This is a genomic window from Pseudomonas sp. GM50, assembly GCF_000282375.1.
Lineage (GTDB): Bacteria > Pseudomonadota > Gammaproteobacteria > Pseudomonadales > Pseudomonadaceae > Aquipseudomonas.
On record NZ_AKJK01000058.1, the window covers coordinates 38792 to 61001 of the forward strand.

The following is a 22210-nucleotide window of genomic DNA, read 5'->3' on the forward strand; positions in this document are numbered from 1 at the left end:
CATCGCGAGCAAGCCCGGCTCCCACAGGGTTTGGCGTCGTACAGGGAAATCAGCTTCCCGGGCAGCCATTGAAGTGCGCGTCACCTTAGCAAACAGGCCACACCCTCGCTAGAAAGCAAAACGCCAGCACTGAGGCTGGCGTTTTGCGATAGGGCGCGAAGTTTAACGCGGCACGACTGGCTTGCGGGCCGGCTTGGGTCCCTTGCCTTTGGCCGCATCCTTGCGCTCCTTGGCCGCCTGCTGATTGCGGGCAAACGCCGCGGCCTTGGCCTGTTCACGCTTGTCCCACGGGTTACCGCCATCGCTGGCACGCGGTGGCAGGCCGGTGTGCTGGGTCAGGATCTTGGTGGTCTTTTCCCCGGCCACTTTGTGGCTGCCGGCCGGTGTCGAGTTCTTGCGACGGGCGCTCTGGTAGCTGTCGGTCGCCGGTTGATGCAGCGGGATCAACTGGTTCTTGCCCGGTCCGATCAAATCGGCGCGGCCCATGCGGGTCAGCGCTTCACGCAGCATCGGCCAGCCTTTCGGGTCGTGATAACGCAAGAACGCCTTGTGCAGACGACGCTGCTCTTCGCTCTTGACGATGGTCACGCCGTCACTCTTGTAAGTGACCTTGCGCAACGGGTTCTTGCCCGAGTGGTACATCGCGGTAGCGGTGGCCATCGGCGACGGGTAGAACGCCTGCACCTGGTCGGCACGGAAACCATTGCCCTTGAGCCACAGGGCCAGGTTCATCATGTCTTCGTCGGTGGTGCCCGGGTGAGCGGCGATGAAATACGGAATCAGGTACTGCTCTTTCCCGGCTTCCTTGGTGTACTTCTCGAACATGCGCTTGAACTTGTCATAGCTGCCGATGCCCGGTTTCATCATCTGGTTGAGCGGACCTTCCTCGGTGTGTTCCGGGGCGATCTTCAGGTAACCACCGACGTGGTGAGTCACCAGCTCCTTGACGTATTCCGGCGACTCGACCGCGAGGTCGTAACGCAGGCCAGACGCGATCAGGATCTTCTTCACACCCGGCAAGGCACGGGCGCTGCGATAGAGCTGGATCAGTGACGAGTGATCGGTGTTGAGGTTTTCACAGATGCCCGGGAACACGCAGGACGGCTTGCGGCATGCGGACTCGATGACCGGGCTCTTGCAGGCAATGCGATACATGTTCGCGGTCGGGCCACCGAGGTCGGAGATCACGCCGGTGAAGCCTGGCACCTTGTCGCGGATCTCTTCGATTTCGCGAATGATCGATTCTTCGGAACGGTTCTGGATGATCCGGCCTTCGTGCTCGGTGATCGAGCAGAACGTACAGCCACCGAAGCAGCCGCGCATGATGTTCACCGAGAAGCGGATCATGTCGTAGGCAGGAATCTTTTCCTTGCCGTACGCCGGGTGCGGAACCCGTGCGTAAGGCATGCCGAACACGTAGTCCATTTCTTCGGTGGTCATCGGAATCGGAGGCGGGTTGAACCAGACGTCCACTTCGCCATGCTTCTGCACCAGCGCACGTGCGTTGCCCGGGTTGGTTTCCAGGTGAAGCACGCGGTTGGCGTGGGCATAGAGCACCGAGTCACCACGGACTTTTTCCATCGACGGCAGGCGGATGACCGTTTTCTCGCGGGTGAGGCGCGGGTTCGGCAGCAATTGCACGACCTTCGCTTCGTTCGGATCCTCAGCCGGCCCCTTTTCCTGCTCGATGGCGCAAGCCTGGGTGTCTTGGGTGTTCACGTACGGGTTGATGATCTTGTCGACCTTGCCCGGACGATCGATGCGTGTGGAATCGATCTCGAACCAGTCTTTTGGCGTGTCACGACGAATGAACGCGGTGCCGCGCACATCGGTGATGTCTTCGATCTTGTGACCGAACGACAGACGCTGGGCGACTTCGACAATCGCACGCTCGGCGTTGCCGTAGAGCAGGATGTCGGCGCAAGCGTCGATCAGGATCGAGTTGCGCACCCGGTCCTGCCAGTAATCGTAGTGGGCGATGCGGCGCAGGGAGGCTTCGATGCCACCGAGAACGATCGGCACGTGCTTGTAGGCTTCCTTGCAGCGCTGGCTGTAAACCAGGCTCGCGCGATCCGGACGTTTGCCCGCCAGGCCACCGGGGGTGTAGGCGTCGTCGGAACGGATTTTCTTGTCGGCGGTGTAGCGGTTGATCATCGAGTCCATGTTGCCGGCCGCGACACCGAAGAACAGGTTCGGCTCGCCCAGCTTCATGAAGTCGTCTTTGGACTGCCAGTTAGGCTGGGCAATGATCCCGACGCGGAAGCCCTGGGACTCCAGCAGCCGGCCAATGATTGCCATGCCGAAAGACGGGTGGTCGACATAGGCATCACCGGTGACGATGATGATGTCGCAGGAATCCCAGCCAAGCTGATCCATCTCCTCCCTGCTCATCGGCAGGAATGGCGCTGGCCCGAAACATTCGGCCCAGTACTTGGGATAGTCAAATAACGGCTTGGCTGCTTGCATGTCGATGACCGGTGTTGAGATGAAAAATCGCGGGCGCGGAATATAGCACAAAATTTGACCAATTCCGACGGCTATGGTCGGAAATTAGTGTCGCCCCCTTCGCGGGCAAGCCTCGCTCCTACAGGTTCGGTGTGATCCCTGTAGGAGCGAGGCTTGCCCGCGAAGAGGCCCTGTCAGACACTACACAACTTACTCGTCGTCGAAATTGTAGCTGCCCGGTGCCAGGTTTTCGAAGCGTGTGTACTTGCCGATGAACGCCAGTCGTGACGTGCCGATCGGGCCGTTACGCTGCTTGCCGATGATGATCTCGGCGATGCCTTTATGCTCGGTTTCCGGGTGATAGACCTCATCCCGGTACACGAACATGATCACGTCAGCATCCTGCTCGATCGCTCCGGATTCCCGGAGGTCGGAGTTGATCGGGCGCTTGTTCGGTCGTTGCTCCAGGGAGCGATTGAGCTGGGACAGCGCCACTACCGGGCAGTTGAATTCCTTGGCGAGGGCTTTCAAGGAACGGGAGATTTCGGAAATCTCGTTGGTCCGGTTGTCGCCGCCGGAACCTGGAATCTGCATCAACTGCAGGTAGTCGATCATGATCAGGGCGATGTCGCCGTGTTCACGCACCAGACGCCGGGTCCGCGCGCGCATCTCCGATGGGCTGATACCGGCCGTGTCGTCGATGAACAACTTGCGATCGTTCAGCAGGTTGACCGCCGAGGTCAGGCGCGGCCAATCGTCGTCATCCAGGCGACCGGCCCGGACCTTGGTCTGGTCGATACGCCCAAGGGACGACAGCATACGCATGATCAGCGATTCGCCTGGCATCTCCAGCGAGTAAACCAGTACGCACTTGTCGCTGCGCAACACGGCGTTTTCCACCAGGTTCATCGCGAAGGTGGTTTTACCCATGGACGGACGGCCGGCGACGATGATCAGGTCGGAAGGCTGCAAGCCGCTGGTCTTTTCGTCGAGGTCGGTGTAACCGGTGGACAGGCCGGTGATGGCGTTGTCGGTGTTGAACAACGTGTCGATGCGGTCAATAGCCTTGGTCAGCAGGTCATTCACGCTCACCGGGCCGCCGGTTTTTGGTCGGGCCTCGGCGATCTGGAAGATCTGCCGCTCGGCTTCGTCGAGAATCTCTTCAGCCGTGCGGCCTTCCGGGTTGAAAGCGCTGTCGGCAATTTCGGTGGCGATGCCGATCAGTTGCCGTAAGGTCGCCCGCGCACGAACGATCTGGGCATAGGCCTTGATGTTGGCGACGGACGGCGTATTTTTCGCCAGCTCACCCAGGTAGCCGAGACCACCGACCTGGGACGTCTGACCTTCCTTGTCCAATTGCTCGGCAAGGGTCACGACGTCGATCGGGGAGTTCTGATCGGCCAGTTTGGCGATCGCACGGAAGATCAGGCGGTGGTCATGCCGATAGAAATCGCCGTCGGAGACTTGATCCAGCACACGTTCCCAGGCGTTGTTGTCCAGCATCAAACCACCGAGCACGGCCTGTTCGGCCTCGATGGAATGCGGCGGCACCTTCAGGGCAGCGGTTTGCAGATCGTATTGCTCGGGAGCGGAAATATCGTTCATGGCCACTTGGAATTAGTTTGTAGAAAATCAGGAACCGCAGAAAGACAAAGGGCACGACCTGTAAACAGGATCGTGCCCGATGTTACCGGCAAGCACCCGAGGGTGCCAGCCGACAAGTGCTGCTTAAGCTGCTACCACGACAACGCGTACGGTGGCTTCAACTTCGGCGTGCAGGTGCACGGCTACGTCGAATTCGCCTACGTTGCGGATGGTGCCGTTCGGCAGACGAACTTCGCTTTTTGCAACTTCAACGCCAGAGGCGGTCAGTGCATCAGCGATGTCGTGAGTGCCGATCGAACCGAACAGCTTGCCTTCGTCACCAGCGGTGGCAGTGATAGTCACTTCCAGCTCAGCCAGTTGGGCGGCACGGCTTTCAGCCGAAGTTTTACGGTCTGCTGCGGCTTTTTCCAGCTCAGCGCGACGCTCTTCGAACGCAGCCAGGTTGGCAGCGGTCGCAGCGGTAGCTTTGCCGTAAGGCAGCAGGTAGTTACGACCGTAACCAGCCTTAACGTTCACTTTGTCACCCAGGTTGCCCAGGTTGGTGACTTTTTCCAGAAGGATCAGTTGCATGTGAAAATCCTCTTAACTTTTAACCTTCACCGTTCGCGTTATCGGCATCTTTCGGTGCCGAACGACCGCGAAAATCAATCAGGCTGTCGACGATGGCCAAGACCACCAGCAACGGATAGATCAGCTGCATGAACAGCAACAGCGTGACGTACAACCCCACCAGCCAGAATTTGGCCAGTCGCTTTTGCGCCACCAGCCCGTGAATCAGGGCCAGCCCGGCGAACACCAGCGGTACGCTGCACAACGGTGTCAACATGGCCATCTGCGAGCCTAAGTTAGGCCCCAGAAGCATCAACACCAGCAGCAACATCGCCGGTAAAAGCGGGATTCGGATGGCGCGAAACTCGCGACCAAAACCACCCGGGTTGTACAACAACGCCTGCCAGTAGCGCCCGACAATCAGGCTCAGCACACTGACGATTTGCAACAAAGCCGCAATCAGGCCGGTCAGGACCGGTGCAATCAGGGACGCGAAACGCGCTTGCTCGTCTACCGACAATTGCTGGTAGACATCACCGAGTAGCGACGGCATGACTTTTATCAAAGCCTGCGCCAGCATCTCGATCTGGGGCGCAAAAGCCACCCCCAGCACCACCGAAAACACCAACCCCATCGCTATGCTGACCAGCAGCACGCGGTTCCAGGACTCGCTTGCGCGCAAAACCAACGCAAGGCTCGAAGACCCCAGCAGCACCAGAAGTGCCCGTGGGTCGTCGGAGTAAAGCCACCAGATCAACGCCGGCAGCAGTCCCAGAGCAAGAACGCCCAAGGCGTCCTTCAATCCGCGCCGCAGGAGCACAAGGCATCCGGCGGCAGCACCCAACCAATACAACAACGGCAATGTTGCGCATCCGGCCACTACCAGAGTGGCCTGCATACGGCCGCGCATGATGAACTCAGCTAAGGCGCGCATGCATTCAATCCTTTGCTACGTGTCGACTGCCCGGTCTCAGCGGCCGTGGCTGTCGGTGTAGGCCAGCAGGGCCAGGAAGCGGGCGCGCTTGATAGCGGTGGCCAGCTGACGCTGATAACGAGCTTTGGTACCGGTGATGCGGCTTGGAACGATTTTGCCGGTCTCGGATACGTAAGCTTTCAGAGTGTTGAGATCTTTGTAATCGATCTCTTTCACGTCTTCAGCGGTGAAGCGGCAGAATTTACGACGACGGAAGAAACGTGCCATGTAATAGGCTCCTCAAAAGGTCCGTGGATTACTCGTCAGCGTTATCGCTGGCGTCGCTGTCATCACCATCAACGCCTTCGGCGTCGGAGTGCTCAGGACGGTCGCGACGCTCACGGCGCTCACTGCGGTTTTCTTCAGCCTTGAGCATCTCGGATTGGCCGGTAACGGCTTCTTCGCGACGGATGACCAGGTTACGGATCACTGCATCGTTGTAGCGGAAGTTGTCTTCCAGCTCGGCCAGGGCCTTGCCAGTGCACTCAACGTTCAGCATCACGTAGTGAGCCTTGTGAACATTGTTGATTGCGTAGGCCAGTTGACGACGGCCCCAATCTTCCAGACGGTGGATTTTGCCGCCGTCTTCTTCGATCAGCTTGGTGTAACGCTCAACCATGCCGCCGACTTGCTCGCTTTGATCCGGGTGGACCAAAAAGATGATTTCGTAATGACGCATGAATGCTCCTTACGGGTTGTAGCCTGCCGCTCAAAAGCGGTCAGACAAGGAGTGAATGACACTTATGGACTTGCTTGCGATAGACACATGCGTGCCTGCCGTCACAGCAAGGGGCGCAATTGTAGAGAAGGGACAGAAGAGGTGCAAGGCAATTGGTGATTATTTGAACAGTTCGTTCGCACACCAATTCTTGCTGCACCACAAACCACTGTGGGAGCGAGCCTGCTCGCGATGAGGGCGCAAAATTCAACACTTATGCTGAATGTCACACCGCCATCGCGAGCAGGCTCGCTCCCACATGGGGTTTTGCTGCGGATCAGGACTTCTTGGCGGTTCCGGCAGCCTTGACGCTGCGCTGGCGCCGGGCTTCAAACAGGCAGACGCCGGTCGCCACGGAAACGTTGAGACTGCTGACGCTACCAGCCATCGGCAGGTGCACCAGGTAGTCGCAAAGATCGCGGGTCAGGCGACGCATGCCGCTGCCTTCAGCACCCATGATCAGGATGGTCGGGCCGGTCATGTCTTGCTGATACAGACTCTGTTCAGCCTCGCCAGCCGTACCGACAACCCACAAGCCACGCTGCTTGAGCTTTTCCAGGGTGCGCGCCAGGTTGGTCACGGCCACCAACGGAATCACTTCCGCCGCGCCGCAGGCCACTTTACGCACCGTCGGGGTCAACGTCGCCGACTTGTCCTTTGGAACGATCACCGCCAGCGCACCGGCCGCATCGGCCGAACGCAGGCAAGCGCCGAGGTTGTGCGGATCGGTCACGCCGTCGAGCACCAGCAACAGCGGCGCGCCTTCGGTTCGATCGAGCAGTTCGTCGAGCATCGCCTCGCCCCAGACCTGGCTCGGACTCACCTCCGCCACCACGCCCTGGTGCACGCCTTCAACCCAGGCATCCAGCTCACGACGCTCGGCGTTGCCGACGGCCACGCGATTTTCGTTCGCCAACTCGATCAGCGCCTGAACCCGCGGATCACTGCGGCCTTCAGCCAGCCAGATCTGCTTGACGCGTTTTGGGTGGTGACGCAGCAACGCTTCTACAGCGTGCACGCCATAGATCTTTTCCAACTGACTCATGACTTGGCCTTAGGTTTACGCGCCCCGCCGCTTCTGGCGGCTGGAGCGGAACCCGCTTTTGGCGGGCCTTTACGGTGTTTGCTCGGTTTTGCTGGCTTGCCGCCGGAGGCCTTGTCAGGCGCCGACCGCCCGGTCTTTCCCCCAGACGCCGCTTTACCGCCGCTTTTCGCTTCAGACAACAACGCCTGTTTCAGTTCACGACTTTTGCGCAACTCGGCATTTTTTGCCGCGGCATCGCTCGGGCGATAGGCTTCGACAGCCTTTTCCTTGGCAGGACGACGGCCGGTTTTTGCCGGTGCCGGCTCGGCAGCTGTCTTGGCAGCAGGTGCTGCAGTTTCAGTGCCGCGCTTTTTGCGGCCGATCGGCGCGCTGATGGTTTTTTCAGCCATCTCGAAATCGATCTTGCGCTCGTCGAGGTCGACGCGCATGACGCGAACTTCAACGGTGTCGCCAAGGCGGAAGCTACGACCGGTACGCTCACCGGCGAGGCGGTGGTGTACAGGATCGAAGTGGTAGTAATCACCCGGCAGCGCGGTGACGTGCACCAGGCCTTCGACGTAAATATCGGTCAGTTCGACGAACAGGCCGAAACCGGTCACGGCGGTGATCACACCCGGGAACGATTCGCCCACGCGGTCTTTCATGAACTCGCACTTGAGCCAGTTCACCACGTCGCGGGTCGCTTCGTCGGCACGGCGTTCGCTCATCGAGCATTGCTCGCCGAGCTGCTCCAGGATCGCTTCGTCGTACGGGTAGATGCGCGCTTTCGGAATGGTCATCGCGCCGGCACGGCGAACGTGCGGGGTGTCCATTTTCGAATGGATGACGCTGCGGATCGCCCGGTGCGTGAGCAAGTCCGGGTAGCGGCGAATCGGCGAAGTGAAGTGGGTATAGGCTTCGTAATTCAGGCCGAAGTGGCCCTGGTTATCGGCGCTGTACACCGCCTGGCTCAACGAACGCAGCATGACGGTCTGGATCAGGTGGAAATCCGGACGATCCTTGATGCCTGCCAGCAAAGCCTGGTAATCCTTCGGCGACGGACCATCCTTGCCTTTGTGCAGGGACAAGCCGAGCTCGCCAAGGAAGGCGCGCAGTTTTTCCAGACGCTCCGGTGGCGGGCCGTCATGGACGCGATACAGCGCAGGAATTTCGTGCTTTTTCAGGAATTCGGCAGTGGCCACGTTGGCCGCCAGCATGCATTCCTCGATCAGCTTGTGGGCGTCGTTGCGAACGGTCGGACGGATTTCGGCAATCTTGCGCTCGGAACCGAAGATGATCCGGGTTTCCTGCGTTTCGAAATCGATCGCACCGCGCACGTGACGGGCCGCCAGCAGAACCTTGTACAGCGCATACAGTTGCTTGAGGTGCGGCAGAACGTCGGTGTATTCACCACGAAGCTGACGTGCCTCAGTGGCTTTCGGCGTCTCCAGCATGGCGCTGACCTTGTTGTAGGTCAGGCGGGCGTGGGAGTGAATCACCGCTTCGTAGAAGCAGTAGTCGGTCATTTCGCCGGATTTGGAGATGGTCATCTCGCAGACCATGGCCAGGCGATCAACGTGCGGGTTCAGCGAGCACAGGCCGTTGGACAATTGCTCAGGCAACATCGGCACGACACGCTCGGGGAAGTACACCGAGTTGCCACGAACCTGGGATTCGTTATCCAGCGCCGAACCGATTTTCACGTAGCTGGAAACGTCGGCAATCGCCACGTACAACTTCCAGCCACCGGAGAACAGGCGCAGCTTGCCCGGTTTGGCTTCGCAGTAGACCGCGTCATCGAAGTCGCGCGCATCTTCACCGTCGATGGTCACGAACGGCAGATGGCGCAGGTCGATGCGCTTCTCTTTGTCTTTCTCTTCGACTTCCGGCTTGAGCTTGGCGGCTTCTTTGAGCACCGCTTCAGGCCAGACGTGAGGAATATCGTAGGTGCGCAGGGCGACATCGATTTCCATGCCCGGCGCCATGTAGTTACCCACGACTTCGACCACGTCGCCTTGCGGCTGGAAGCGTGGCGTTGGCCAGTGGGTGATCTTCACTTCGACGAACTGGCCGATCTGGGCATTGGCGTTGCGGCCCGGAGTCACCAGCACTTCTTGCTGGATCTTCGGATTGTCCGCGACGACGAAACCGATACCGCCCTCTTCGAAGTAACGACCGACGATGGTCTCGTGAGCGCGGGACACCACTTCGACGATCATGCCTTCGCGGCGACCGCGACGGTCGAGACCGGAAACACGGGCCAGGGCACGGTCACCATCGAACACCAGGCGCATTTGCCCCGGGCTCATGAACAGGTCGTCACTGCCGTCGTCCGGGACCAGGAAGCCGAAGCCGTCACGGTGACCGCTGATGCGGCCCAGGATCAGGTCGAGCTTGTCCACCGGCGCATAAGTGCCGCGACGGGTATAGATGAGTTGAGCGTCGCGCTCCATGGCGCGCAGGCGGCGACGCAGGGCTTCGATCTGGTCTTCCGTGGTCAGACCAAACTCTTCGACCAGCTGCTCGCGGTTAGCAGGCGAACCTCGATCAGCAAGGTGCTGAAGGATCAGTTCGCGGCTAGGAATAGGGTTTTCATATTTTTCCGCTTCACGAGCGGCCTCGGGATCGAGGGACTGCCAATCGGCCATTAGAGAGTTTTCACCTTGTCTATATGCGGGTTAGTTTGGCATAGGCGTAATGAAACGGGAAATTTCAGGCTATGACAGCCCATCTAAAGCCCTTTATCGACATCGCAAAGCTGATTTGAATACCACTGGAGAAATTTTCCAGGTTTTTTCGATGTCGGGGGTTTACAGTTAAAAAGACGCTCCGTATAGTGCGCGCCATCGACGACGCACACGCGCTGCCGATACTGCCCAGATGGTGAAATTGGTAGACACGCCAGCTTCAGGTGCTGGTGACCGCAAGGTCGTGGAAGTTCGAGTCTTCTTCTGGGCACCAATTTCGAGCTTGAGATTAGAACAATTTCAAGGCTCACACAAAAACCCGCGAAAGCGGGTTTTTGCATTTCAGGCTTCCGGTTTATTAAAATTAAATCAGGGGTTTACAGATCAAAATGCTCTCCGTATAGTGCGCCACATCAACAGCGGCAACGCTTGCGATTATGCCCAGATGGTGAAATTGGTAGACACGCCAGCTTCAGGTGCTGGTGACCGCAAGGTCGTGGAAGTTCGAGTCTTCTTCTGGGCACCAATTCAAATTCAAGGTCACGATCTTGAATTTCACAGAAACCCGCGAAAGCGGGTTTTTGCGTTTCTGGCTTTCGAAAACCCCAAGCCATTACTTCCCTGTGGCGAGGGGGCTTGCCCCCGTTGGGTCGCGAAGCGGCCCTCTCCATTCTTCCAGCCACACCCTATAGTCAGGTTTTGCGACTGCTCCGCAGCCGAACGGGGGCAAGCCCCCCCCCTCGCCACAGAGTCCAGCGTTATCCCCTTAGCAAACCCCTCACCCTCCCCCGCAAGACGCACATGAGAAACAATATCGTTTATCATTGTTGCAAGATTTTGCAACGCGACAGTGAGGAACCCTGCGAATGATGTTTCGAAATACCCTGCGCCGTAGCCTGACCATCACCCTGCTCGGCCTGACACTCGCCACTCCCCTCACCCAAGCCGCCGATCCGGTTTCCCTGACACTCTATAACGGCCAACACAAGGAAGTCGGCGACGCCGTCGCCAAAGCCTTCGAAGCCAAGACCGGGATTCACGTCAATGTGCGCAAGGGCAGCAGTAACCAGCTCGCCAGCCAGATCGTCGAAGAAGGCGATCGCTCCCCCGCCGACGTGATCTACACCGAAGAATCCCCACCACTGAACAAACTCGGCGAACAAGGCCTGCTGGCGAAAACCGATGTCGCCACCCTTGAAGTCCTGCCCAAGGACTACGTTGCCAGCAACGGCACCTGGATCGGTATCACTGCGCGAGTCCGCGTGGTTGCGTTCAATCCCAAGTTGATCGATGAAAAAGACCTGCCCAAGTCGGTAATGGAATTCTCCGATCCGAAATGGCAAGGCAAGGTGGGCTTCGTGCCCACCAGCGGCGCATTCCAGGAACAGGCCGTGGCGATCATTAAAGTCCACGGCATGGACGCCGCCGAAGAATGGCTCACTGGCCTGCGCGCTTTCGGCAAGACCTACAGCAACAACATGGTCGCGCTGAAGGCTGTGGAAAACGGCGAAGTCGCCACCGTACTGGTGAACAATTACTACTGGTTCGCCTTGCAGCGTGAAAAAGGACAGCTCGATTCGAAACTGCATTACTTCACCGGCGGCGACGTCGGCGGGTTGATCACCGTTTCCAGCGCTGCGGTGCTGAAATCCAGCAAACATCCAAAAGAAGCCCAGCAATTCCTCGCCTTCATGGCCAGCGAAGAAGGTCAACGCGTGATCACCCAGACCACCGCCGAATACCCGCTGCACAAAGGCATGGAATCGAATCGTGGCCTCAAGCCGTTCAGCGAACTGCAAGCACCAAAAGTCACGCCAGCCGATCTCGGCAACGCCGAAGAAGCCCTGGACCTGGAACGTGACGTTGGCTTGAACTGATGAGCGCATCGTTATCTGCCCCCGCCTTGCGCGGGAGCTACGTGCCACGGCGCAAGCGGCCGTCGATCTGGTTATTGCTGCCGGTTTTGCTACTGGTGGTGCTCAGCCTGTTGCCACTGGCTTATGTCGGCCTCAAGACTTGGCAGGCCGGCTGGGCCGAGGCGCTGCATCTGCTGTGGCGACCTTACGTGTTTGGCCTGCTGCGCAATACGCTGGCGCTGATGGTAGGCGTCACCCTGGCCTGCGGCGTGATTGGCCTGTCGCTCGCCTGGTTGCTGGAACGCAGCAATCTGCCGGGGCGACGGCTATGGGGCGTGATCCTGTGTCTGCCGTTCGCGGTGCCGGCGTTTGTCAGCAGCTTTACCTGGGTCTCCCTGAGCGCTCACTTCGAAGGACTAGGCGGCGCGATCCTGGTGATGACCCTGTCCAAGTACCCGCTGATTTTTCTGCCGGTGGCGGCAACCCTGCGCAATCTCGATCCGTCCCTGGAGGAGTCCGCACGGACCCTGGGGCAGAATCGCTGGGGCGTGTTCTTCAAAATCACCCTGCCCCTGCTCTGGCCGTCGCTGCTGGCCGGTTCGCTGCTGATTGCGCTGCACATGCTGGTGGAGTTCGGCGCGCTGTCGATCATCGGCCTGCAGACGTTCACGACAGCGATCTACCAGCAGTTCGAGCTGGAATTCAGCAACGCTAACGCAGCGATGCTTTCCGCAGTGCTGCTGGCGCTGTGCCTCGTGCTGTTATGGCTGGAGTTGCGAGTGCGCGGCAAAGGCCGACATGTGCGTACCGGTCAAGGCGCGGCGCGACATGCGCAGCAGGTTCACCTGGGGCCTTGGGCGGCTGTCGGACAACTCTACTGCCTGCTACTGGCGATCATCGGCAGCGGCATTCCGCTGGGGATGTTGGCGTACTGGCTGATGGTGGGTTCGTCGGCGGCGTTCCCGGTAGCGGCGATCAGCGAGGCCTTGTTGTCGTCTCTGGCGCTGTCCATCGGCGGCGCAGCACTGTGCCTGGTGCTGGCGGTGCCGGTGGGGTTGCTGGTGGTGCGCCATAAAGGCCGACTGGCAATCTGGGCCGAGCGCCTGCCGTATCTGCTGCATGCATTGCCAGGATTGGTGATTGCGCTGACCCTGGTGTATTTCGCCCTGCATTATGTGCCGGTGCTGTACCAGACCTCGGCGCTGTTGCTGATTGCTTATGCGCTGTTGTTTCTGCCGCTGGCTCAAGCGCCGATTCGCACCGCGCTGAACAAGGCAGCGCCACAACTGGAAGAGGCCGCACGCACGCTGGGGGCGTCGTCCTTCAGCGCGTTTTGTCGGGTAACCCTGCCGATTATCTTCCCTGCCTTGGGGGCCGCGTTTGCACTGGTGTTTCTGGATGCAATGAAGGAGCTGACGGCGACGCTGTTGCTGAGTCCGACCGGGCTCAATACGTTGGCGACGGAAGTCTGGGCGCATACCGCGAATGTGGAGTTTGCGGCGGCGGCGCCTTATGCGGCGCTGTTGATTGTGGTGTCGGGGTTGCCGGTTTATCTACTAACAACGCGGATGTATCTGAGCCGCTGAAAAGCTTCGCGGGCAAGCCTCGCTCCTACGGTGCCGTGTCGTTCGCGAAATGTGCGCACGACGCAATTCCTGTAGGAGCGAGGCTTGCCCGCGAAGGCGTCAGACTTGCGGACGAAAAACTTAAGCCCTGAACTGCCCCAGGCTCGCCTTCAATTGCGCCGCCAAGCCATCCAGCACCTTGCCGCTGGCAGTGGTTTCCACCACCGCCTGAGCAGCCTTCTCAGCCTGAGCATGAATGGTCTCAACCCGGCCACGCACAGCCTGCGCACCTTGCGCCTGATGCGCCGCGGCCTGGGTCGCCAGACCGATCGCCGCATGCACCTGCTCGACCGACGCCTGCACCGACTGCTGCAACCGCGCACTGTCGCGCAACACCAGCAACCCTTCGCTGGCCTGACGTCCGGCCTGGCCAATCGCTGCAACAGCCTCCCGCGCCCCCTGCTGCAACGCAACGATGTGCGCCTGAATGTCGCCGGTTGAGCTCTGAGTCTTGCTCGCCAGTGCCCGCACCTCATCCGCCACCACGGCAAACCCGCGACCGGTCTCGCCGGCACGCGCCGCTTCAATGGCCGCGTTCAACGCCAGCAAGTTGGTTTGTTCGGCGATCCCGTGAATCACCGTCAACACCACTTCAATCTGCTCACTCTGCTGCGCCAGGCGCTCAATGACTTTCGCCCCCGTATCGACTTGTCCGGCCAACGCTTCAATGAGACTGCCGACTTTCGCCGAAGTCCGGGTATTCTCATCCGTGGCCTGACGAATGCCCACCACCTGCTGTAAAGCGGCCTGCATGGCATGGCTTTCAGACTGGGCTTCATCAGCCATTTGCGACAACGCGCGCAAGCTTTCGGCCACTTCATCGCGCTGCATGCCCGCCGCCGCATCGGCGCCGGCATTGCGCAAGGTCATGGCGCCGATTTCCACGCCGGTACGCTGGGCCACATCACCCGCCTCCCGCACGATCGGCTGCAACTTATCCACAAAGCGATTGACCGCCGAGGCCATGTCGCCAATCTCGTCCTGGCTGTTGATCTGCACACGCTTGGTCAGATCACCCTCACCTGCCGCCAGGTCATCCATGGCGACGATCAGCATTTTCAAGCGGTTGACCACTCGACGGCCTAGCACCACTGCCAGCAACAGCAAAACACCGAGACCTACCAACGAGAGGCCCATGCCGATGCGCCAGCGCAAAGTCCCCGCAGCTTCCTGCACGGCGCTGGTGGTATTGGCTTTCATTTCAGTGGCGGTGGACTGCGCCGATTGCAGACGCCCGCGCATCGCCGCAGCACTGTCAGCTGCCGCGCCCTTGAGGCTGTCGCCCACCAGTTGATCGCTGCTGGCGATCAGCGCCGAGAAGCGCTTGTCCAGCGCCGCCAGATCGGTTTCCACGGAGGCGGTCGAGACACCCATCAGAACCTTGCCGATCTCCACCCCATTGGGGTTGATCGAGGCTTCAAGGTAGTAGACCGACGGATCGTTCTTCGCCGCATCCAGGACTTTGTCCAGCGCCCGCTCGCCCTGGCCTTTTTCCAGAAGCGCCTTGTTGATCGGGTTCTCCCGGTTGAGGTAGCGCGTCAGGTGCTGACCCGTGGCGTCGTCGTAGACCACGAACAACACGTTGGGATTACGCTGGGCACGGCGAGCGAATTCGGACAGGGTGGGAATATCGCTGTCCCACATGGCGCGGGGGGCGACCGAAGCCAGAAGCTGCGCCATGTCGTTGGCCGAATCCTTCAGGTCCTTCTCCAGTGTCGTACGCAGTTGCGCCTGCTCATCCTTCAGACGCGAAGACAGCCCGGCGGTCAGGCGCTGACGGGTACTGGTGGACAGGTTATCCAGGCTCGACGTGACCTCACGCCCTGCCTGCTCAAGCTCACCAGAGAGCTTTTGGCTGTCGGCGTCCAGCCGCACACCCAAATCAGCTTCCAGCGCAGTCACTGTGCTCCGGGTCAGAGCGACAGCCACCAGCACCTGCACCAAAAGGGCGATACCAAGGGTAACGAACACGGGCCGCAAGAGACGGCTTTGTAACAGTGAGAGAACGGCCGACACTGAAAATCCCTCTGCTTTGACGCCATCAAATTGATAGCACGTCAGAAACGATGCTTTTTAGATGTTCGCAGCAAAGGTCATGCCGTTCGACGGGCATAAACGACAAAGGCCCCAATTAAGGGGCCTTCGTGTTTTACATCAACGACTTATTAAGCGAACGGGTGACGCAGAACGATGGTTTCGTTGCGGTCCGGGCCCGTCGAAATAATGTCGATCGGCGCACCGATCAGCTCTTCAACGCGCTTGATGTAAGCACGGGCGTTAGCTGGCAGCTCTTCCAGAGTTTTGGCACCCACGGTCGACTCTGTCCAGCCCAGCACTTCTTCGTACACCGGCTGCAGACCCATGTAGCTGTCAGCGTCAGTCGGGGCAACGTCCTTACCTTCTGCATCTTTGTAGCCGACGCAGATGTTGATGGTTTCCAGACCGTCGAGTACATCCAGCTTGGTCAGGCAGATGCCCGAGATGCTGTTCACATCGATAGCGCGACGCAGGATAACGGCGTCAAACCAGCCACAACGACGAGCACGACCGGTAGTCGCGCCGAACTCGTGACCTTGTTTAGCCAGGTGCGCACCGACTTCGTCGAACAGCTCAGTCGGGAATGGACCCGAACCTACACGTGTGGTGTAAGCCTTGGTGATACCCAGGATGTAGTCCAAGAACATAGGACCAACGCCCGAACCGGTAGCAACGCCGCCAGCGGTGGTGTTAGAGCTGGTCACGTACGGGTAGGTGCCGTGGTCGATGTCCAGCAACGAACCTTGGGCGCCTTCGAACATGATGTCTTTGCCAGCACGACGCAGGTCGTGCAGCTCGGCAGTCACGTCCAGCATCAGCGGCTTGAGCAGTTCAGCGTATTCTTTGCACTCGGCCAGGGTCTTGTCGAAGTCAATGGCTGGTTCTTTGTAGAAACCGACCAACATGAAGTTGTGGTATTCCACCAGTTCACGCAGCTTGGCTTCAAAGCGCGGCATGTTGAGCAGATCACCTACGCGCAGACCGCGACGGGCAACCTTGTCTTCGTAAGCCGGGCCGATGCCGCGACCGGTAGTACCGATCTTCAGCTCGCCACGGGCCTTTTCACGGGCCTGGTCCAGCGCTACGTGGTAGGACAGGATCAGCGGGCAGGACGGGCTGATACGCAGGCGCTCGCGCACCGGTACGCCTTTCTCTTCCAGCTTGATGATTTCCCGCAGCAGGGCGTCGGGTGCAACCACCACGCCGTTACCGATCAGGCACTGCACGCCTTCGCGCAGCACGCCCGACGGGATCAGGTGCAAGACGGTTTTTTCGCCGTCGATCACCAGGGTGTGGCCAGCGTTGTGGCCACCTTGGTAGCGCACTACGGCGGCAGCATGTTCGGTCAGCAGATCAACGATCTTGCCTTTGCCCTCATCACCCCATTGGGTGCCCAGGACTACGACATTCTTACCCATAACACTTGTCCTCATTCGCGCAAACTTGGTGCCGGCGGCGGCCGGCAGGAAAACTCAAGAAGCCAGCGGCAATACTTGCCAAAGCCCGTTCTGCTGAATCAATTGCCGGTCGCAGTCCGCTTCACGGGCGGCGGCCAAAAGCTGCCCAGGCAATGCCTGAACGACACGCTGACCCTCACTGCGCAACTGGCAAACCTGCTGCCAGAGTGCTGCATCCGTACTGTCAGGCATCCAGATACCGCCAGACGGTAGCTCGATTTCAGCACGCCCCAGGGTCACCAGGGTTTTCAAATCGGTAGAGAAACCAGTCGCCGGACGGGCACGACCGAAGTCGGCGCCGATGTCGTCGTAACGACCGCCCTGAGCGATGGACTGGCCAACACCCGGTACGAACACAGCGAACACTACACCGGTGTGGTAGTGGTAGCCGCGCAACTCGCCCAGGTCGAAATACAGCGGTAATTCCGGGAAACGCGTGGACAGACGCTCGGCAATTGCCAGCAGATCGTCCAGGGCCGCCAGCACGGGTGCCGGCGCATTGGCCAGACGCTCACGCGCTGCGCTCAACACTTCACGACCGCCACACAGGTCGACCAGCGCTCGCAGCATGCCCGACAGATCGGCAGGCAGGCCTTCGGTCAAGGTAATGACCTCGTCGATGGCTTTACGTTGCAACGCATCGAACAACTGTTGCTCGACTTCGCCGGACAAACCGGCGGCGCGGGCCAGGCCGCGGTAGATGCCGACATGGCCGAGGTCCATGTGCACATCCGGCACATCGGCCAGTTGCAGCATGGCCAGCATCAGGCTGATGACTTCCACGTCGCTGCTCGGGCTGGCATCGCCGTACAACTCGGCGCCCAGTTGAATCGGGCTGCGCGAGGACGACAAGGCACGCGGCTGGGCATGCAGCACGCTACCGGCATAACACAGACGGCTCGGCCCTTCGCGACGCAGGGTGTGCGCATCGATGCGCGCCACTTGCGGCGTGATGTCGGCACGGAAACCCATCTGCCGGCCCGACTGCGGGTCGATGACCTTGAAGGTACGCAGATCGAGGTCCGAACCCGCGCCTGTCAGCAGGGATTCCAGGTACTCGATATGGGGAGTCACGACAAACTCGTAACCCCAGCTCTGGAACAGATCCAACACCTGGCGACGCGCTACTTCGATGCGCGCAGCTTCTGGTGGCAGTACTTCTTCGATGCCATCTGGCAGCAGCCAGCGGTCTACCGTTGCCATTACGCCATTCCCCTATGATCCGGGCGACAAGCCTTTGGGCGAGCCTTGAGTGAAGCAGAAAATGATCGGCTCATGTGCAAACCACGCGCATGAACAACGGGGCGAAAAGCCTGAAACCGGCTTCGCCAACCACTTTCCTCGAAAAACCTGTCGAGTCATTCAACTCGGGCGCCTGCATAAAAACAGCAATCAAACGTGCAGACGCAAAAAAGCCGGGAATTTCCCGGCTGCCGCATCATACACACGTTTTCCCAAAGGATCACCCCGCCCGAGGCTTTAGCCGCCAGGCGGGGGATGATTCAGGTCAACGCCGTATCAAGGCTTGGCTTTTTCCAGGTAACGGAAGAAGTCGCTGCCCGGGTCCAGGACCATGACGTCGGATTTGTTCGCGAAGCTTTCACGGTAGGCACGCAGGCTACGGTAGAACGCGTAGAACTCCTGATCCTGGCCGTATGCCTTGGAGTAGATCGCAGCAGCCTGGGCGTCACCGTCACCGCGGACCTCTTCAGATTCACGATAGGCTTCAGCCAGCAGCACGCGGCGTTGACGGTCGGCGTCGGCACGAATACCTTCGGCCAGCTCGTTACCCTTGGCGCGGTGCTCGCGAGCTTCACGCTCACGCTCGGTGCTCATACGTTCGAACACGCTGCGGTTCACTTCCTTCGGCAGGTCGATGGTTTTGACCCGGACATCGACAACTTCGATGCCCAGCTCTTTTTCCGCCATCTTGTTCAGCGAAGAGGTGATGTCTGCCATCAGCGCATCACGCTCACCGGACACCACTTCGTGCAGGGTGCGCTTACCGAACTGGTCACGCAGGCCCGATTCCAGACGACGGGAAAGACGCTCGTCGGCAATCTGCTTGAGGCCGGAAGTCGCGGTGTAGAAGCGCTCGGCATCTTTCACGCGCCACTTGGCGTAGGCATCGACCATGACGGCTTTCTTTTCCAGCGTCAGGAAGCGTTGTGTCGGTGCATCCAGTGTCATCAGGCGCGCGTCGAATTTGCGCACCTTGTTCACATAAGGCACTTTCACGTGCAGGCCCGGCTGAACATCGGCCTGGACCACGCGACCGAACTGCAGCATCACCGCGCGCTCGGTCTGAGCCACGATGTAGAAGCAGTTCCAGGCAACGATCGCCACGACGACGCCGATAATAAGGGCGATCAGCGATTTATTGCTCATCAGCGACTCTCCCTGGTACGTGCTTGCTGTTGCTGCAGATCAGCTGCCGCACGCGCATTCACTTCATTGCTGCTGGCGGCTGCGCCGGTCACTGGAGCGCCGGGGCTGCGACCACTGTCGATCATCTTGTCCAGCGGCAAGTACAGCAGATTGTTCTGGCCATTCTTGTTGCCGGTCACGAGAACCTTGCTGGTGTTGCTGAAGATTTCCTGCATGGTGTCCAGGTACAGACGCTGGCGGGTGACTTCAGGGGCTTTGCGATACTCGGCCACCAACTTGGTGAAGCGATCGGCCTCACCCTTGGCGCGGGAGACGGTCTCGTCGCGGTAACCATTGGCATCCTCGAGGATGCGCTGGGCCTGACCACGGGCTTCCGGCACGACGCCGTTGGCGTAGGTTTCAGCCTGGTTGCGCGAACGCTGCTCGTCTTCACGGGCGCGGATCACGTCATCGAAGGCTTCCTGAACTTCACGCGGTGCAGCTGCGCTCTGTACGTTGACCTGGGTGACAGTGATACCGGTGCGATAGGTATCGAGGAAGCGTTGCAGACGCTCCTTGATTTCGCTGGCCATCAATTCACGACCTTCGGTCAGCACCTGATCCATGGCGGTAGAACCCACCACGTGACGCAAGGCACTGTCGGTCGCATGCTGCAGGCTGATTTCCGGCTGATCGACGTTCAGCACGAAGTCCTGCAGGTTGCTGATCTTGTACTGCACGGTCAGCGGCACTTCGACGATGTTTTCGTCTTCAGTCAGCATTTGACCCTGCTTGGTATAGGCACGCTCACGCGTGACGTTTTCCATGTACTTGCGATCGATCGGCGGGAAATAGATGTTCAGGCCCGGGCCGACGGTTTCATAGTATTTGCCGAAGCGCAGCACTACGGCTTGCTCCTGCTCGTCGACCACGTAGACAGCGCTGTACAGCCACACAGCCGCCAGCACGACCAGGCCGATGCCGAGCAGGCCGCCGAAGCCGCCACTCTTGCCCGAACCACCGCCCTCGTCACCGCGTTTTTTACCACCACCGAACAACCCGTTCAGGCTTTCCTGCAGCTTTCGGAAGGCCTCGTCGAGATCCGGTGGTCCCTTGCGGTCGCCGTTATTGCGGCGCTTGCCACCCCAAGGATCCTGATTATTCGAGTTGCCACCCGGCTCATTCCAAGCCATAGCGCTCTCCATCTGATAAAGCAAAGACGCACCCACGGCGCGCCGACCAATGCTACAGAATGCCTGTCACCACGGCACAACCGCTTTCTCAGGCTTTTATTGCAAAGTGTGTTGCTCGATGAACTCCATCGGTTGCAGACCCTCGCGGCTCACGAGTCGATTCAATTCGATCCGTGGCAAGCGAACGGCCAGCAAGCTGATGCCTTCTTCGTCGTGTTCTTCTTTTTGCACCGCACCGAGTTCGAAAAACTGCGCACGCAGTCGAGCAAAACGTTGCGGCAAGCGCAAGGTGCCAACAAACAAATCACTGCCTAACAGTTCGGCCACAGCCTGCTTGAGCAGGTCCAGACCGGTACCGTCCTTGGCCGACAACCAGACCCGCTGCGGCTTGCCATCGGCATCGCGCTGGATCTGCGGCTCAACACCCTCGAGCAAATCGAGTTTGTTGTATACCTCAAGGATCGGCAAGTCTTGCGCCCCGATCTCCCCGAGCACCACCATGACCTGTTCAATCTGGGCCATACGCTCAGGCTCATGCGCATCGATCACGTGCAGCAGCAGGTCGGAGTTGCTCGACTCTTCGAGCGTAGCCCGAAATGCCTCGACCAGTTTGTGCGGCAGGTGGCGAATGAAGCCCACGGTGTCGGCCAGCACGATCGGCCCGAGGTCGTCGAGTTCGAGTCGGCGCAAGGTCGGGTCGAGGGTAGCGAATAGCTGGTCGGCGGCGAAGACGTCGGAATCGGTGACCGAGTTGAACAGCGTCGATTTGCCGGCGTTGGTATAACCCACCAGTGAAACCGTCGGGATGTCAGCACGTTTGCGCCCGCGACGAGATTGCTCGCGCTGGCTGCGGACCTTTTCCAGGCGCCCCTTGATCTGCCGCAGGCGAACCCGCAACAGGCGCCGGTCGGTTTCCAACTGGGTTTCACCCGGGCCGCGCAGACCGATACCGCCCTTCTGCCGTTCAAGGTGAGTCCAGCCACGAACCAGCCGCGTACTCATGTGTTCAAGCTGGGCCAGTTCGACCTGGAGCTTGCCTTCATGGGTGCGGGCGCGTTGGGCGAAGATATCGAGAATCAAACCCGTGCGGTCGATCACGCGACACTCGAAAATACGTTCGAGGTTACGTTCCTGACTGGGCGTGAGGATGTGATTGAAAATCACCAGATCGACCTGTTCGGCGCTGACCAGGTCGCGTAACTCTTCGACCTTGCCGCTGCTGATCAGGGTTTTGGCGGTTGGCCGATGACGCGGCACGTTAAAAAACGCGACGGTCTCGGCGCCTGCCGAAATTGCCAACTCCTGAAACTCCTGCGGATCTTCGCGCGCCTCAGGGTCCTGACCATCCAAGTGAACGAGAATTGCCCGCTCACCACCACCGTGGCGCTCAAAGAACAAAGGAGACTCCTATCAGGCGTTACCTGGCTCAGCGTCACCTGCTTCGGATTCGGTTGCGCTAGGCAGACGAATTGGACGAACCGGCACCACTGTAGAGATAGCGTGTTTGTAAACCATTTGGCTAACGGTGTTTTTCAGCAGGATAACGAACTGGTCGAAAGACTCGATCGTGCCTTGCAGTTTGATCCCGTTGACCAGGTAGATGGAAACCCCCACTTTCTCTTTACGTAAAGTATTCAAGTAAGGGTCTTGTAGCGAATGCCCTTTTGACATGTG

The 22210-nt window shown here is 59.5% G+C and carries 17 protein-coding genes and 2 tRNA genes; 4 read left to right on the forward strand and 15 right to left on the reverse strand.

Translation table 11 applies throughout. The features are described from left to right. Positions 1 to 162: 162 nt before the first annotated feature. From PMI30_RS15225 to rnr, 8 genes are all read right to left on the reverse strand, one after another. Entirely contained in the window at positions 163 to 2466 is a 2304-nt protein-coding gene (locus PMI30_RS15225; RefSeq protein ID WP_008009808.1) for a YgiQ family radical SAM protein, read from the reverse strand. Between the two features lie 189 nt (positions 2467 to 2655). Beyond that, positions 2656 to 4050, reverse strand: coding sequence for a replicative DNA helicase (dnaB, locus tag PMI30_RS15220; RefSeq protein WP_007902695.1), 1395 nt, complete (start codon positions 4048 to 4050; stop codon positions 2656 to 2658). Positions 4051 to 4173: 123 nt separating this feature from the next. After that, positions 4174 to 4620 (reverse strand): 50S ribosomal protein L9, encoded by a 447-nt coding sequence (rplI, locus tag PMI30_RS15215; RefSeq protein WP_003197251.1) that lies wholly within the window; start codon positions 4618 to 4620, stop codon positions 4174 to 4176. A gap of 19 nt (positions 4621 to 4639) precedes the next feature. Continuing rightward, positions 4640 to 5533: a hypothetical protein gene (locus tag PMI30_RS15210; RefSeq protein ID WP_008009810.1), complete on the reverse strand. Its 894-nt coding sequence runs from the start codon at positions 5531 to 5533 to the stop codon at positions 4640 to 4642. Positions 5534 to 5569: 36 nt separating this feature from the next. Continuing rightward, positions 5570 to 5800, reverse strand: coding sequence for a 30S ribosomal protein S18 (gene rpsR, locus PMI30_RS15205; RefSeq protein WP_002551829.1), 231 nt, complete (start codon positions 5798 to 5800; stop codon positions 5570 to 5572). 28 nt (positions 5801 to 5828) lie between these two features. Beyond that, on the reverse strand, positions 5829 to 6251 hold the full coding sequence (gene rpsF, locus PMI30_RS15200; protein ID WP_007902678.1) for a 30S ribosomal protein S6: 423 nt from the start codon (positions 6249 to 6251) through the stop codon (positions 5829 to 5831). Positions 6252 to 6567: 316 nt separating this feature from the next. Continuing rightward, positions 6568 to 7335, reverse strand: coding sequence for a 23S rRNA (guanosine(2251)-2'-O)-methyltransferase RlmB (gene rlmB, locus PMI30_RS15195; RefSeq protein WP_008009813.1), 768 nt, complete (start codon positions 7333 to 7335; stop codon positions 6568 to 6570). Then, complete coding sequence (rnr, locus tag PMI30_RS15190; RefSeq protein WP_008009816.1) at positions 7332 to 9962, reverse strand: ribonuclease R; 2631 nt, start codon at positions 9960 to 9962, stop codon at positions 7332 to 7334. Before rnr ends, rlmB begins: the two co-directional genes overlap by 4 nt. A gap of 226 nt (positions 9963 to 10188) precedes the next feature. Between rnr and PMI30_RS15185 the strand changes: the two genes are divergently transcribed. From PMI30_RS15185 to PMI30_RS15170, 4 genes are all read left to right on the forward strand, one after another. Then, positions 10189 to 10275 (forward strand) — tRNA-Leu (locus PMI30_RS15185). A gap of 165 nt (positions 10276 to 10440) precedes the next feature. Next, positions 10441 to 10527, forward strand: a tRNA-Leu gene (locus tag PMI30_RS15180). Between the two features lie 340 nt (positions 10528 to 10867). Beyond that, a complete protein-coding gene (locus PMI30_RS15175) occupies positions 10868 to 11878 on the forward strand; it encodes an iron ABC transporter substrate-binding protein (protein WP_008009818.1) in 1011 nt (336 codons plus the stop codon). Beyond that, positions 11878 to 13443, forward strand: coding sequence for an ABC transporter permease (locus tag PMI30_RS15170; protein ID WP_008009819.1), 1566 nt, complete (start codon positions 11878 to 11880; stop codon positions 13441 to 13443). The genes PMI30_RS15175 and PMI30_RS15170 overlap by 1 nt, the downstream gene beginning before the upstream one ends. 120 nt (positions 13444 to 13563) lie before the next feature. Here PMI30_RS15170 and PMI30_RS15165 read toward each other — a convergent pair whose 3' ends face one another. The 7 genes from PMI30_RS15165 to hfq form a co-directional block, all read right to left on the reverse strand. Continuing rightward, entirely contained in the window at positions 13564 to 15498 is a 1935-nt protein-coding gene (locus PMI30_RS15165; protein WP_008009821.1) for a methyl-accepting chemotaxis protein, read from the reverse strand. A 149-nt stretch (positions 15499 to 15647) separates the two neighbouring features. Beyond that, positions 15648 to 16937, reverse strand: a complete 1290-nt coding sequence (locus PMI30_RS15160; protein WP_007902666.1) for an adenylosuccinate synthase — start codon at positions 16935 to 16937, stop codon at positions 15648 to 15650. Between the two features lie 54 nt (positions 16938 to 16991). Next, on the reverse strand, positions 16992 to 18179 hold the full coding sequence (locus PMI30_RS15155) for an ATP phosphoribosyltransferase regulatory subunit (protein WP_007902665.1): 1188 nt from the start codon (positions 18177 to 18179) through the stop codon (positions 16992 to 16994). A gap of 315 nt (positions 18180 to 18494) precedes the next feature. Continuing rightward, complete coding sequence (gene hflC / locus PMI30_RS15150) at positions 18495 to 19364, reverse strand: protease modulator HflC (RefSeq protein ID WP_008009823.1); 870 nt, start codon at positions 19362 to 19364, stop codon at positions 18495 to 18497. Further along, entirely contained in the window at positions 19364 to 20536 is a 1173-nt protein-coding gene (gene hflK / locus PMI30_RS15145; RefSeq protein ID WP_008009825.1) for an FtsH protease activity modulator HflK, read from the reverse strand. The genes hflC and hflK overlap by 1 nt, the downstream gene beginning before the upstream one ends. Positions 20537 to 20632: 96 nt before the next feature. Further along, on the reverse strand, positions 20633 to 21934 hold the full coding sequence (gene hflX / locus PMI30_RS15140; protein ID WP_008009827.1) for a ribosome rescue GTPase HflX: 1302 nt from the start codon (positions 21932 to 21934) through the stop codon (positions 20633 to 20635). Positions 21935 to 21946: 12 nt separating this feature from the next. Then, positions 21947 to 22207, reverse strand: coding sequence for an RNA chaperone Hfq (gene hfq / locus PMI30_RS15135; RefSeq protein ID WP_007902656.1), 261 nt, complete (start codon positions 22205 to 22207; stop codon positions 21947 to 21949). Between the last annotated feature and the right edge of the window lie 3 nt (positions 22208 to 22210).

Excerpts from the sequence above, each read along its gene's own strand:
- rpsF (WP_007902678.1), bottom strand. The coding sequence starts at position 6,251 with ATGCGTCATTACGAAATCATCTTTTTGGTCCACCCGGATCAAAGCGAG.
- PMI30_RS15170 (WP_008009819.1), top strand. The coding sequence starts at position 11,878 with ATGAGCGCATCGTTATCTGCCCCCGCCTTGCGCGGGAGCTACGTGCCA.
- rlmB (WP_008009813.1), bottom strand. The coding sequence starts at position 7,335 with ATGAGTCAGTTGGAAAAGATCTATGGCGTGCACGCTGTAGAAGCGTTG.
- PMI30_RS15225 (WP_008009808.1), bottom strand. The coding sequence starts at position 2,466 with ATGCAAGCAGCCAAGCCGTTATTTGACTATCCCAAGTACTGGGCCGAA.
- dnaB (WP_007902695.1), bottom strand. The coding sequence starts at position 4,050 with ATGAACGATATTTCCGCTCCCGAGCAATACGATCTGCAAACCGCTGCC.
- PMI30_RS15210 (WP_008009810.1), bottom strand. The coding sequence starts at position 5,533 with ATGCGCGCCTTAGCTGAGTTCATCATGCGCGGCCGTATGCAGGCCACT.
- PMI30_RS15160 (WP_007902666.1), bottom strand. The coding sequence starts at position 16,937 with ATGGGTAAGAATGTCGTAGTCCTGGGCACCCAATGGGGTGATGAGGGC.
- hflC (WP_008009823.1), bottom strand. The coding sequence starts at position 19,364 with ATGAGCAATAAATCGCTGATCGCCCTTATTATCGGCGTCGTCGTGGCG.
- hfq (WP_007902656.1), bottom strand. The coding sequence starts at position 22,207 with ATGTCAAAAGGGCATTCGCTACAAGACCCTTACTTGAATACTTTACGT.
- PMI30_RS15155 (WP_007902665.1), bottom strand. The coding sequence starts at position 18,179 with ATGGCAACGGTAGACCGCTGGCTGCTGCCAGATGGCATCGAAGAAGTA.
- rplI (WP_003197251.1), bottom strand. The coding sequence starts at position 4,620 with ATGCAACTGATCCTTCTGGAAAAAGTCACCAACCTGGGCAACCTGGGT.
- rnr (WP_008009816.1), bottom strand. The coding sequence starts at position 9,962 with ATGGCCGATTGGCAGTCCCTCGATCCCGAGGCCGCTCGTGAAGCGGAA.
- rpsR (WP_002551829.1), bottom strand. The coding sequence starts at position 5,800 with ATGGCACGTTTCTTCCGTCGTCGTAAATTCTGCCGCTTCACCGCTGAA.
- hflK (WP_008009825.1), bottom strand. The coding sequence starts at position 20,536 with ATGGCTTGGAATGAGCCGGGTGGCAACTCGAATAATCAGGATCCTTGG.
- PMI30_RS15175 (WP_008009818.1), top strand. The coding sequence starts at position 10,868 with ATGATGTTTCGAAATACCCTGCGCCGTAGCCTGACCATCACCCTGCTC.